Source organism: Albibacterium sp. (assembly GCF_035514885.1).
Lineage (GTDB): Bacteria > Bacteroidota > Bacteroidia > Sphingobacteriales > Sphingobacteriaceae > Albibacterium.
This window is the reverse complement of record NZ_DATJCH010000005.1, coordinates 280,099-293,112: the sequence shown is the minus strand read 5'-3', so window position 1 is coordinate 293,112 and position 13,014 is coordinate 280,099. Positions and strand designations below refer to the sequence as shown.

Here is a 13,014-nt window from a genome sequence, read left to right as displayed (position 1 = left end):
TCCGCATACAAAACTTATTCATTTGACAATCAAAAACAAAATATAAATCGAATTAACACAATCACAAATAATGGACTTAAAGGAGGACTTCGAGAACGCGATTAATTACCGTCTAAGGTAATAGCAAGATGTACGTTTGTGTCACAAACGGATTTTTCATTCCCTCCGTTGGTCGGTCATTACAATCAATAAATCCTCCAAAGTCGGATTATTCAAAACATTGATATGAGCAAAATAACAGAAAATCGAACGAAGTGGATGAATACTCGATTTACGCCTAAAGAATACAAAGTTATCCATTCTAGATTTAAGAAATCCATGTTCCGTAGCATGAGTGAGTACAGCCGGAACGTTTTACTTAAAAAAACCAGTAATCTTCACGTATCGGAACAGATCGATGGACGATGTTCTCGAGGAGTTAATACAGATTCGAAATGAGCTTAATATATTGGTATCAACTTCAACCAGGCCGTACACAAGCTCAACAGTGTAATGGGTATGCCTGACTCAGAGTTATGGCAGGCAACGCTGATCATTTTGCGAGATCAGCTTGAGCCTTCCATAAGAGAAATTAAAGAAAAAATGGACGACTATTCAGAGATATGGTCAAGATTCAGAGATTCGTCCGACAGAACGATAGGAGAAAGTACTTAATATTTAGAAATTGCCAAGGACCACTATTATATGCAAATACATATAAACACTATATTTATACAAAATCGATGTAAAAGCATATAATCATGATAGCACTGGCAGATTTTGTAAAACAGAAAAGAAAGGAAGTTAACCTCACACAAGAAGCTTTTGCTGAGCGTGCGGGGGTAGCGCTCACGGTCGTCCGGAAAAATAGAACAAGGCAAAGAAAATCTCGGAGAAGGTCAACCAAGTGCTCAAAATGTTTGGTCACATCCTAGCCCCCCTATCAATGCTAAAGAACTAGCCGACACAAATAAATAGAATTATGAGACAAGCAGCTATCTATTACAACGATATTCTACCGGGAATCCACACCGAAACCGATGAGAAAAAATACATATGTTAGATAGCTCCAGATTAATTCTCTACAAATCAATATTTTAATACCTTTATATAGTTATAAGCCGAAATAAAATAAATTCTTAAACACCACAGTATTGGCGAAACGATGTTTCACTTATACTAATGGTGAGCGGAAATGATTGAACAATACATATAAAAAACTATGATATTAAGTATATGATTAAACTTCTTGAAAAATTACTTTACGAAAAGACACAAGGCACTCAAAGTGAAATTTTATTTGCACAATGGAATTATGACAAAAAAATAATCCCAGTTGCGTTAAATGCCGTTTCTACATTATTTCCTCATTACAGCCTTCATGATGAATCTCATTCAATAACGATAATCAATAATATCGTTAGAGTTTTAGGCAAAGAAAAATTAGAAAAACTTTCGGCAATTGATATATGGTTAATACTTGAAGCAAGCTATTCTCATGACATTGGAATGGTGGTTTCAAGCGATAAGCTTATTGAAGCACTACAATCACAAGATTTTTTTGATTTTTTTAAGGAAATTCAACAAGATGAAAAAAACGGATTATATGCGTTCGCATCGCAATTCAAAATTGATAATGGTAAAATCAAATACAATTTAAGTGAACTAAACTTAGAATATCATGATGGCATAAAGTTTATTTTAGCTGAATTTTTCAGAAGAACACATTCTGATAGGTCTAAGGAAATAATCACTAATCCAAATGGCGAATTAAAATTATCTTCACCAAGAGGAGTAATTCCTCAAAGAATTTTTAAAATACTTGCTGACATTTGTTCAAGTCATACCAAAAACTTTGAAGATGTAATGAATTTACCATTTAGTGAGGTTGGAATTGATATTGAAAACTCGCACCCAAGATTTATTTCATGCCTTTTACGAATAGGGGATTTATTAGACTTAGACAATAATAGGTTTTCAGAAGTAATGCTAAGAACCTTAAGCAAAATTCCGATAGATACTTTAAATCACAAAGCCAAGCATCTTTCAATTGAGTCATTCAGAGTTGATAATGAAATTATAGATGTAAGAGCTAAATGTTTCGACTACGACACTGCAAATGTAACTCAACATTGGTTCAATTATTTAAACTCTGAAATAAGTCAGCAAATGATTAATTGGAATAATATTGTTCCTTTTAAAGATTTAGGTTACTTACCAACAATAGGTAGTCTAAAAGTTGAACTATCTGGCTACGATTACATCGACGGAAAAAAGAAACCAAAATTCTCTGTTGATACAGATAAAGCAATGGAATTATTGCGAGGTGCTGGAATATATGAAGGAGCATTTCAATGTATAAGAGAGATTTTGCAAAATGCAGTGGACGCTACTGTGTTAAGAATATGGTTAGAATATAAAGATGAAAATAAATTTGATCTTTCTCATCCGAACTCTGTTGATTTTATTCGCATTAAGAACGATTTCCATATCCACATTGATATAAAGGAAAAGAATGTAATAGGTGAAGACAAAATTTGGGAATTCAGTATAGCAGACAAAGGAATAGGATTGTCTACATACGACTTGAATTTTTTAATGAACACAGGTAGTTCATCCAAAAATAGAAGAAGAATGAACTTAATTGACGAAATGCCCTTGTGGCTTCAACCTTCAGGAATTTTTGGTATAGGCTTTCAAAGTATTTTTATGCTAACTGACCAAGTCAAATTGGAAACCAAAAATTTTTTCACTGAAGAATTGCAACTTATAGAATTAAATAGCCCTAATTCAGTAAAGGATGGAGGTGTTTTAGTTCAAAAGCAAAAAACAAATCATAAAAGAAAACCAGGAACATCACTTTCATTTGAGCATAAAACAAAAGCAATTCCCGAAAGGTGGTCTATAAAAGGAGAACAAAAAAATGCAAGTAGAATTGCAAATAATTATGATCCATTTTCTCAAGAATCTTTGGATATTGAATTAGGTAAAATTTTTGATGAAATCTTTGACTTTGCATCAAAAAGTTACATACCTATAAAGTTATTCTTAAATGGAAATGGAATTGAAACTCGCAGCAACAAAAGTGAATTTAAGTATTTTGAAAAAGAAAATTCGCTGGAATTTAACATTTATTCTGGGAAAAAGGAAAATAATTGGAGAATTGTTACTTACTACAAAAATCAACATGCCGAAAATAATTTAAAGTTAATGTTTTTGGGATTTGAAATAAATATTCACAAAGACAAAGCTTCAAGGGTTTTAGAATTGAATAGAAATAAAATAAGACCCGAATACAACAGTGAACTTATAAAACAATTTTTCACTAGTTCTTTTAAGGTAATCACTGATAATTTTAATGACATATTTCAAAATGATGAGTCAAAAAGCTTAGGAAGTATGTTTCTAAACTACTATTATGAACAATATGATTTCTTAGCTCATTTTGATGTTAAAAAGTATAATCAGTGGGAAAATTTAGAAGTCAACATAAGTGAAAAAAAATATAAAATAAAAAATTTGTTAAATTCGATTGATAACTTAAAATTAATTTACGATAAAAGGATAAATTCACATTATGGGGATATCTACGAAATCAAGGAAAAAGAACTTTCTATTAGTTTAAGAGGAGGTTCCCCTTCTTACGATTACACTACTTTCATTTTAGGTAAATTTAGTGAAGCAATGACTTCTATTCAAGAAATGGAAGAAGTTGAAACCAATGTTAGGCAAATATATTTTTCAAAAAAAGAACAAAAAAGTCCTGTTGAAGACTCTGAAATAAAGCGGATTTTACTCAGCACCAATAATAATTATTACTCATCAAGGTGCATAATACCGTGCATTGAAAAATACTTTATACTTCGATTAAAAGACGGTGCTCATGAATCATATGTCTATCATTATAGATTTGATTATTATCTAAATTTACAGTATCCGAAAATGCTTTCACCATTCATTTCTATTCAGGATGAAAATGATAAATCAGAATTACAAATTGCACTAAATGAGAAATTGTATAAATGGGTTTACGAAAATAGATATGACAACAGTACTACCATAGAACAAATTAAAGAGTTTTATCAGAATTTTATAGAAGAATTTAAAATTGAAAAACCTGAATAAAAATTCTCACTACCACTAACATCGGTTTGCGCAACATGCTAAAAAGCCAACGCCCATTCAAACAGATTTGTTTTTTGCCGACATGCAAAGCCAAGCAGAAAAACAAAAGAGCTTGAATGCAAAACGCCCAACAAAAACATATCGAGACAGAAAATGAAAAATGAAGCTCATGCAAGAATTAAAATAAACCAACTGCTGATCGATGCGGGATGGAGATTCTTTGACCATGAGGGAGGAAAAGCTAACATTCTGCTTGAAAATCATGTAAAGATTACAAAACAAGAAATTGACGCATGGGGCAATGACTTTGAGAAAACCAAAAATGGATCTTTAGACTTTTTACTCGTTGATAGTGACAGTAAACCGATTTGTGTTCTTGAAGCAAAAAAAGAAAGCCTTCATCCACTTGTTGCAAAAGAACAAGCAAGAAAATATGCTAAAACAGTTGGTGCGAGATATGTAATTCTTTCCAACGGCATTGTTCACTATTTATGGGACACGACAAAAGGAAATCCAAAACCGATTTTCAAATTTCCTTCACCTGAAGAAATTGGGGCAATCAAAAACTGGAATCCTGATAGAGGTTCCCTTGCAAACGAAGAAGCAACGGTTGAGTACATTGTTAAAGTACAAATGCCTGACTATGCAGAAAGACCTGAATGGAACGGAAGCATTGAAGCGAGCAAAGATTTTATTTGGTCGAACGGGCTTCGATTTTTACGACATTATCAATTAAAAGCTATTCAAGCCTTACAAGGTGCAGTTGCAAAAGGAAAAGACCGATTCCTTTTCGAAATGGCAACTGGAACAGGCAAAACACTGACTTCTGCAGCTGTTATTAGACTGTTTTTGAGAACCCAAAACGCAAGACGAGTTTTGTTTTTGGTTGACCGTTTGGAATTGGAAGACCAAGCTTGGAAAGCTTTTACCGAATATTTGAAACCTGATTACACCACTTTCATTTTCAAAGAACATAAAAGCGACTGGAGAAAAGCCGATATTTTAGTTACGACCATTCAATCTTTAATGCACAATGACAAATACCGCTACGACTTTTCGCCAACGGATTTTGACCTTCTAATATCTGATGAAGCTCACCGCTCAATTTCAGGGAATGCAAGAGCCGTTTTTGAATATTTCCATGGTTACAAATTAGGCTTGACTGCAACGCCAAAAGATTATTTAAAAGGCGTTGACCCTAAAAAAGTAAAAGAAAACGACCCAAGAGAAATTGAACGGAGAATGTTGAGAGATACCTATTCAACCTTCGGTTGTGAAGAAGGCGACCCAACTTTCCGTTATTCATTGATTGATGGTGTAAAAGATGAGTATTTGATTAATCCGAAAGTTTTAGATGCTCGGACAGAAATCACAACTCAATTACTTTCTGATGAAGGTTATGCAGTTGTTGTTCCAACTGAAGAAGGAGATGAAACAGAAACTTTCGTTTCAAGAGATTTTGAAAAGAAGTTTTTCTCTGAAAAGACCAACAGTATTTTTTGCCAGACCTTTTTGGAAAATGCTTTACGTGACCCAATCACAAACGAAATTGGCAAAACCATCATTTTTGCAGTGAGTCAAAACCATGCAAGAAAGCTAACAGAAATGCTCAACGAATTTGCAGAGCAGATTTTCCCAGGCAAGTATAATTCTGATTTTGCAGTTCAGGTTACTTCGCAAGTTGGAGATGCACAACAAATGACAATCAACTTTACCAACAATAATTTAAGTGGAAAAACCACATGGCTTGAAGGTTATAAATCATGCAAAACACGAATTTGTATTACGGTTGGAATGATGACCACAGGTTATGATTGTCCCGATTTATTGAACATCTGTATGATGCGACCGATTTTCAGCCCGGCTGATTTTGTGCAAATAAAAGGTAGAGGAACACGCAAAAATACTTTTGAGTACAAATTCAAAAACGAACTGAACGAAGAAGAAATCATTCGCCACGACAAAGAGATTTTTAAGCTTTTCGACTTCTTTGCCAACTGCGAATACTTCGAAGAAAAGTTTGATTACGATGAAAGACTGAAATTACCCCAACCCAGAAAAAGAAACGGTGAAGGCAGTGGTGGTGGCGTTGATATTGACAAATTCACAACTTACCAACCTGACCCACTTTTGAGTTTGGTTGAAGAACCAATAGGCTCTGAAGGAATGCGGATTGATAGAGAACTTTTCAAAAAGTTTGAAGACCGTATCATAATGGACGACATTATTAAAAAAAATGTGGAACTCGGAGACTGGGAACAAGTGGCAAGTCACATTCAATATGAAATTTTTGACAAACCTCATGAATACTTCAATCTTGAAAAAATAAGAAAAGCAGCCAAGATTGACAGAAAAGTTTCGATTCGTGAAGTGGTAGAAAAAATCTTTGGTATCATTCCAAAATTCAAGTCTAAAGACGAATTACTTGAAGAAGAGTTTGACAAGTTTATTTCTATCTATCCACCAGAGGAAGATGTAAACTTAAGAGCGTTGAAATACTTTTTCAAAGCATACATAGTTGACCAAGACGTCAGAAAAATTATTGAAACCAAAGATTTTCATGCTTTGCAAACGCATCCAACGCTCACCATTTCACAATTCAAAGCAGTTGCCAACAAGTACAGGGAAGTGATTCCTGTTTACATTAAAGACTACATCAATTTAGAGCGGTTCGCTGCTTAACAGAAGGAATATATGTTAGATACACAAACGAAAAGAAGAATAGACGATTGTAGAGATATTTTGGTAGGCAAACTACCAGACCCAAAAGCACAAATTGAGCAAATTACCATTGGGTTGATTTACAAGTTCATGGACGACATGGACAAAGAAGCTGTTGAATTGGGTGGTCAAGCAAAATTCTTTTCTGATTATAAAGTACCAGACCCTGAGTTTCCCAATGACCGAAAAATGGATAAAGCAATTGAATTCAGTAAATATGCTTGGGGCAGGTTGATGCACCCAAAAGTTACTGCTACGGAAATGCTCACGCTTTATTCAGAAGCCATTGAGGGAATGGAGAAAAACCCAAACATTCCCCAACTGTTTAGAGATATTTTTAATAATGCTTACTTGCCATACAGAGACCCTGAAACACTCAAGCTTTTTCTGAAAACCATTGGCGAATTTGAATACACCCACAGCGAAAAACTCGGTGATGCTTTTGAATACCTCCTTTCGGTGATGGGTTCGCAAGGTGATGCAGGGCAATTCAGAACGCCACGGCATATCATTGATTTCTTGGTAGCCATTATTGACCCTGATAAAACGGACACAATTCTTGACCCTGCTTGTGGCACAGCAGGATTTTTAATTTCAGCTTACAAACATATTCTCCTCAAATATTCAAAGGACAACAAGCAAGGACTAAATATTTACGAGTACAACAAACTCGAAAAGAAACCTTTTAACAATTTGGGCGACAAGCTTACACCTGACGACCGTAAAAAACTAATTCAAAATTTTGTAGGCTATGATATTTCGCCTGATATGGTGCGATTAAGTTTGGTGAATTTGTATTTGCATGGATTTAATACGCCTAACATTCACGAGTACGACACACTAAGTAGCGAAGAACGGTGGAATGAAAACTTTGATGTGATATTGGCGAATCCACCTTTTATGAGTCCGAAAGGTGGTATTAGACCACACAAAAAATTTACCATTAGCAGCAACCGAAGCGAAGTGCTTTTCGTGGATTATATCGCTGAACACCTGAACCCAAAAGGAAAAGCGGGCATCATTGTTCCTGAAGGCATTATTTTCCAAAGTGGAACAGCCTATAAAGACTTGCGGAAAATGTTGGTAGAAAACCATCTGTATGCAGTGGTGAGTTTGCCAGCAGGCGTTTTTAATCCTTATAGTGGTGTAAAGACCACCATTTTGTTAATGGACAAAGCCATCGCCAAACAACGTAACGAAATTCTGTTTATAAAAATTGATAATGACGGCTTCAATCTTGGAGCACAGCGAACAGCAGTAAAGGGTAGCCAGTTGGAAGAAGCCATTGCCCTTACCCATGAATTTGTTAAAACAGGCCATGTTTCAGATTCTTTAATAGCCAATTCAGTTTTAAAATCAGAAATCACGGCAGATGTTATTTACAATTTAAGTGGTGAAAGATATAGTACTTCAGACTTAAATTATAGTAGCGAAGATTTCAAAAAACTAGGTGATGTATGCGATTTTAAAAGAGGCCCATTTGGTGGAAGCCTGAAGAAAGAAATATTTGTAGATGAAGGGGTTGCGGTATATGAGCAAAGTCATGCTATTAATAACAACTTCAACGATTTCAGATACTTTATTACAGATGATAAGTTTGAACAAATGAAAGGTTTTGAAGTAAAACCTAATGATGTATTAATGAGCTGCTCAGGTACAATGGGAAAAGTAGCCATAATACCACAAAATGCACCTAAAGGCATCATCAATCAGGCTTTACTAAAACTTACGCCAACAGAAAAAATACTTCCTGAATATCTCAAACTTTTGATGGAAAGTGAATCTTTTCAGGAAGCATTAAACAAAACAGTAATGGGGGTTGCAATTAAAAATGTAGCATCTGTAAAAGTGCTAAAAGAACTACTAATCCCTGTTCCTGAAATAAGTTTACAAAAAGAAATAATATCAGAAGTTCAAAAAAAATTAGAAGACATTGAAAATTTGAAGGTTCAAATATCTAATAAAGAAAAAGATATAGATAACAGAATTTCACGGATTTGGAATGAAAACATGGTCGATCATGACAATAGGTCAAACATAGCTGCTGAGAATATTGAAGAATATGAAAGACTTAAAGCATTCTAGTGAATGATAAAAAAAATAAATACAAATCGAATATGTATGTAGCCAGTAATACATGGTGCGGTGCAATTGCTCTCCTTTTGAAAACTCTCTTTGAAGATGAAGAAGATTAAGGCACGGAAATAAAGAAACGCATCTTTATTAGCTCTGCCATTGAAGATGAGCAATACAGAGAATAGTAAAACAGCCTTGGGATGAGAAGATTTGGAAGCAGAAGTAGTTATCAAGTGCCAATGACGGGGTTAATTAAAAGCTTGCACCTCCCCTCAAAAAACCCTACCTTTACACCAGTCGAATAGGTGGTTACCAAACCGACTACCTGCAATGTTCTGATTCTTACAGAATACTGATTAATAGCTATTTATAGCGCAAGGTTCGAGCCCAGGTGGGAGCGAAAAAAATATTAAAAGGTCCATTTCCCCAACTCCTCCATCCTACATTCCTCTTTATGCCCAAGGTTGTTTTCCTCCTAAATCCGCGCATCCCAACAAACAAAAATTACCCAAATCAAACAATTACCTTCTATCCTATCCTTGTTGCTTGCAAGGATAATCTCTAGTTTTACATTCAAGCAATAAGCTTATCACAATCAACGAAATCGTAAAACAAGAAAGCACAATTAACAACCCCATAAATGGAAAAGCAAATTCAAGAATTAATCAAGAAAGCATATCATGCTTTCAATACAAGAGACATCGATACTGCCCTTTCAACCATGCATTCAAATATCCAATGGCCAAAGGCATTCGAAGGGGGCTATGTCAGTGGGCACTCAGAAATAAGAGAATATTGGACAAGACAGTGGACAGAAATAAACCCCATCGTTGAACCTAAAGAAATTAACGAAAGAGAGAACGGGTCATTAGAAATTGTTGTTCACCAACTAGTGAAAGATTTAGAAGGCAATTCATTGTTTGATGGAATAGTAAAACACGTTTACATTTTACAAGACGGCTTGTTACGAAGAATGGATATTGAACTCGAGTAGAATCAAAACTCCTAAAAAAGACAATATCTCTATACCTTGTAAATACCAAGTAAGGCCCTCGTAATACATCCAGGCATTTTTACAGTGGTATTAGAGTGCTATGTCTACGCTTTTTTGCCTGAAAAAGCGTAGACATAGCACTCTAATAATACCTAAAGAACACTGTAATCCTTTACCAGTTACTTATATGCCTCGCGGAAGTCCCGAGGAGATATATCAGTTTTTGTCTTAAATAGTTTACTAAACGACTGTGGATGTTCAAAACCTAGGTCATATGCAATTTCACTTATAGACAGATTTGTGATTGATAGTTTTTCTTTGGCCTTTTCAATCAATTTATTGTGGATATGTTGCTGTGTGCTTTGTCCGGTCAGTACTTTTAGCAATCCGCTTAAATAGTTGGGTGATACGTTTAATGCTTCAGCAATGTGTTGTACAGTGGGCAATCCTTTCTTCACTAAATCATCATTTTCGAAATACCTTGAAAGAATTTCTTCCAGACGATTCAGGATTTGATGGTTGGTTATTTTCCTTGTGAGAAATTGGCGGTGATAAAACCGGTCTGCATAATTTAACAACAGTTCTAGCTGAGCAATGATGATACCTTGACTGAATTTATCAATATTGGAATGATATTCCTGCTGAATGTTTTGTATGATATCAGCGATAATTGTTTTTTCTTTATCAGAAAGAAACAAGGCTTCATGAACCGTATAATCGAAATATTCGTATTGCTTTATGTTTTTGGCCAAAGAAGTATTCCATAAGAAATCTGGATGAATGAGCATCATCCATCCAGATTTCTTAGAAGGTTCACCATGATCTTGTTCAATTCCGAAAACCTGCTTAGGGGATATAAAGAACATTGTACCCTCATCAAAATCGTATTGCTGCTGACCGTATTTATATTTGACGTTGCAATTCTCTTTTAATGCAATGAAGTAAAAATCATAGATGAAATTTGTTGGTTCATCGTCGTGTAAACGTTTAATATCTATAACATTTATTACACTGATTAATGGATGCTCTGGCTTGGGTAATCCTCTAAACTGGTGAAACTCACTGATGGTTTCAATCCGATATGGTTGTTTGTTTACCATGGTGTATTTTTTTCAAAGGTACTACGATTTAAAAAAAGTATCGGCAAAGTCCTTCGCAAAATCTCTCAGCTTCACCTTTCCCAACACAGGTCTACGGTGGTAATAGTCTTCATACAACACACCGTTAATTCTGCCAGCATTCATTCCTACAAAACCTTCTGCGCTTTTTAAACTAAATCCTGCCGATATCAATCCTTCTTTAAATTGTTCATCAGAAATAACAAGCCATTTTAGATCTGGTTTGCCGATAGCCTCACCTAAAATTTCTGCTACTTCATTTGGCGAAACTTCATCGCTTGCGATGTAACGAACTTCTCTGCCAGTAAATGGTTTCTCAATTTCTTCGGCAATTACAGCTGCAATATCCAGCGGTGAAACCCAAGGCTCCTTTTCATCCCCTCCATAGTTTTGAACAATTACACCTTGTGCCTTGATGCTTGGCAAAAAGGCAAACATATTATAGTAAAAACCAACCGGGCGCATAAATTTAATAGAAACATTGCTCGGCAGTTGTTTTAAAATGTTTTCCACATAATAATGAGCACTCAGCATTCCGTTGCCTTTGTTGGTATGTGCACCAATGCTGCTAAGATGTATCACTTTCTTTATGCCCGATTGCTGAATAGCTTGTAAATAGCTTTCTGCAATGCCGCCCCATTGCTTTTCAGGATCTGCTGTGGGGTTTAAAAAATGAACAGGGGGTTCCATAAGATAAACAATATCTGCCCCGGTAAACGTCTTTGTTAGAAATGAAACGTCTTCTAAGGAACCGATTGCTGCTTTTGCACCCAGTGCTTCAATATCCTTTTCCTTTTCGGGCTTGCTGCTGATTACGGTAACAGAATGTCCTTTTTCTACTAACTCTTTTGTTAGTGGTTTGCTGATGTGTCCTAATGAACCTGTAATTATAATTTTCATTTTTCCTTCTTTTGTTAATCCAAAGTTGCGCACAAACAAAAGAACAGATGTAGTCAAATCTATGCTTGTTGTAGCCAAAAAACGGCTAAGGTCCAATTACAATATCAGCAAGGATAGATTATCCGCTATATGAAAACTCTACCTGATTATATGCAGGGCTCCTGTCAGTATGTTTATTCAGGAATACAGATTCACGGTAATTTTTAGGAGAAATTCCGGTCTGTCTTTTAAAATATTTGCCAAAAAAAGACTGATCGCTGAAATAAAGCTTGTAAGCAATCTCTCCAATAGTGAGTTGGGAGTTTTTCAATAGAAACTTTGCTTCCTTTATGACTTGCTCTGTTATCATTTCACTTGCATTTTTCCCGGTAGACTGCTTTACAATTTCAGTAAGATGTTTTGCCGATACATTAAGCTGTGCGGCATAATCTTTAATAGCCCGAACCTTTCGAAACTGTTGCTGAACAAGGTGTATAAACTTATTGACATGAATCTCCTGACGGGAGAAAGAAAAGTAAGTTGGACTTGAGTGCTTTGTACGCAAAGCTTCAATCTCAAAAAGAAAGACATGAAAAGCGTGAACAAGGATTTCTTTTCCGTAGGGATGCGATGTAAACTTCTTAGCGTACTCGGCCAGTAAACGGATTTGATGTTTGATTGTATAGGTATCTCTGGGTTCTAAGTTCCATACAAGAAAAGATCCTGAAGATAAAAAACTGAAGATATTTGGTAAAGACTCTGTCATGACCTCCATTTCTTCCATAAAATCACTGGTAAAGCTAACTCCTGAAATTAAGAATGACTGTCCCTTCATCGATACCTCATTGATATTACTTGTAAGCTGAACCATACTATTTTCTTGAATCTCCACTTCATCTGAATCAAGCTTTGCTTTTCCACTTCCTTTGGTTACAATAAAAATAGACATTGCATCAGGGCCCGATTCACTTTTCAAACAAGTCTCTTTAGAAACGTAAAAGTCTTCGATTACTGAAAAATTATTAAGAGCTGAATCGGTAGTTTTAAACTTTTCATCATTGAAACTTAGGGTCAATGCCTCGTTTAAACAATTTTTATTCGTCATGATCTATAGGTTTGCAT

The 13,014-nt window shown here is 35.2% G+C and carries 10 protein-coding genes; 7 read left to right on the top strand and 3 right to left on the bottom strand.

Going from position 1 to position 13,014, the window contains the following annotated elements; genetic code table 11:
- Window positions 1-225: 225 nt before the first annotated feature.
- From VL047_RS13535 to VL047_RS02015, 7 genes are all read left to right on the top strand, one after another.
- A complete protein-coding gene (locus tag VL047_RS13535; protein ID WP_414635298.1) occupies window positions 226-438 on the top strand; it encodes a plasmid mobilization protein in 213 nt (70 codons plus the stop codon).
- 60 nt (window positions 439-498) lie between these two features.
- Complete coding sequence (locus VL047_RS02035) at window positions 499-654, top strand: hypothetical protein (protein ID WP_325357998.1); 156 nt, start codon at window positions 499-501, stop codon at window positions 652-654.
- A gap of 86 nt (window positions 655-740) precedes the next feature.
- On the top strand, window positions 741-914 hold the full coding sequence (locus VL047_RS13530; protein WP_414635297.1) for a helix-turn-helix domain-containing protein: 174 nt from the start codon (window positions 741-743) through the stop codon (window positions 912-914).
- Between the two features lie 301 nt (window positions 915-1,215).
- Entirely contained in the window at window positions 1,216-4,104 is a 2,889-nt protein-coding gene (locus VL047_RS02030; RefSeq protein ID WP_325357996.1) for an HD domain-containing protein, read from the top strand.
- Between the two features lie 153 nt (window positions 4,105-4,257).
- A complete protein-coding gene (locus tag VL047_RS02025; RefSeq protein ID WP_325357994.1) occupies window positions 4,258-6,786 on the top strand; it encodes a DEAD/DEAH box helicase family protein in 2,529 nt (842 codons plus the stop codon).
- A gap of 12 nt (window positions 6,787-6,798) precedes the next feature.
- Entirely contained in the window at window positions 6,799-8,910 is a 2,112-nt protein-coding gene (locus VL047_RS02020; protein WP_325357992.1) for an N-6 DNA methylase, read from the top strand.
- A 631-nt stretch (window positions 8,911-9,541) separates the two neighbouring features.
- On the top strand, window positions 9,542-9,895 hold the full coding sequence (locus VL047_RS02015) for a nuclear transport factor 2 family protein (RefSeq protein WP_325357990.1): 354 nt from the start codon (window positions 9,542-9,544) through the stop codon (window positions 9,893-9,895).
- A 179-nt stretch (window positions 9,896-10,074) separates the two neighbouring features.
- Here the strand turns inward: VL047_RS02015 and VL047_RS02010 are convergent, their stop codons facing one another.
- The 3 genes from VL047_RS02010 to VL047_RS02000 all read right to left on the bottom strand — a co-directional run bounded on the left by VL047_RS02010 (window position 10,075) and on the right by VL047_RS02000 (window position 12,997).
- Window positions 10,075-10,995 (bottom strand): helix-turn-helix transcriptional regulator, encoded by a 921-nt coding sequence (locus VL047_RS02010; protein WP_325357988.1) that lies wholly within the window; start codon window positions 10,993-10,995, stop codon window positions 10,075-10,077.
- A 21-nt stretch (window positions 10,996-11,016) separates the two neighbouring features.
- Window positions 11,017-11,913 (bottom strand): SDR family oxidoreductase, encoded by an 897-nt coding sequence (locus VL047_RS02005; protein ID WP_325357987.1) that lies wholly within the window; start codon window positions 11,911-11,913, stop codon window positions 11,017-11,019.
- 118 nt (window positions 11,914-12,031) lie between these two features.
- Window positions 12,032-12,997 carry a helix-turn-helix domain-containing protein gene (locus VL047_RS02000; protein ID WP_325357986.1) on the bottom strand — a complete coding sequence of 322 codons (966 nt, stop codon included), beginning with the start codon at window positions 12,995-12,997 and terminating at the stop codon, window positions 12,032-12,034.
- Between the last annotated feature and the right edge of the window lie 17 nt (window positions 12,998-13,014).

Bases quoted from the DNA above. Each gene is read 5' to 3' on its own strand.
- VL047_RS13535 (WP_414635298.1), top strand. From the start codon at position 226: ATGAGCAAAATAACAGAAAATCGAACGAAGTGGATGAATACTCGATTT.
- VL047_RS02035 (WP_325357998.1), top strand. From the start codon at position 499: ATGCCTGACTCAGAGTTATGGCAGGCAACGCTGATCATTTTGCGAGAT.
- VL047_RS13530 (WP_414635297.1), top strand. From the start codon at position 741: ATGATAGCACTGGCAGATTTTGTAAAACAGAAAAGAAAGGAAGTTAAC.
- VL047_RS02030 (WP_325357996.1), top strand. From the start codon at position 1,216: ATGATTAAACTTCTTGAAAAATTACTTTACGAAAAGACACAAGGCACT.
- VL047_RS02025 (WP_325357994.1), top strand. From the start codon at position 4,258: ATGAAAAATGAAGCTCATGCAAGAATTAAAATAAACCAACTGCTGATC.
- VL047_RS02020 (WP_325357992.1), top strand. From the start codon at position 6,799: ATGTTAGATACACAAACGAAAAGAAGAATAGACGATTGTAGAGATATT.
- VL047_RS02015 (WP_325357990.1), top strand. From the start codon at position 9,542: ATGGAAAAGCAAATTCAAGAATTAATCAAGAAAGCATATCATGCTTTC.
- VL047_RS02010 (WP_325357988.1), bottom strand. From the start codon at position 10,995: ATGGTAAACAAACAACCATATCGGATTGAAACCATCAGTGAGTTTCAC.
- VL047_RS02005 (WP_325357987.1), bottom strand. From the start codon at position 11,913: ATGAAAATTATAATTACAGGTTCATTAGGACACATCAGCAAACCACTA.
- VL047_RS02000 (WP_325357986.1), bottom strand. From the start codon at position 12,997: ATGACGAATAAAAATTGTTTAAACGAGGCATTGACCCTAAGTTTCAAT.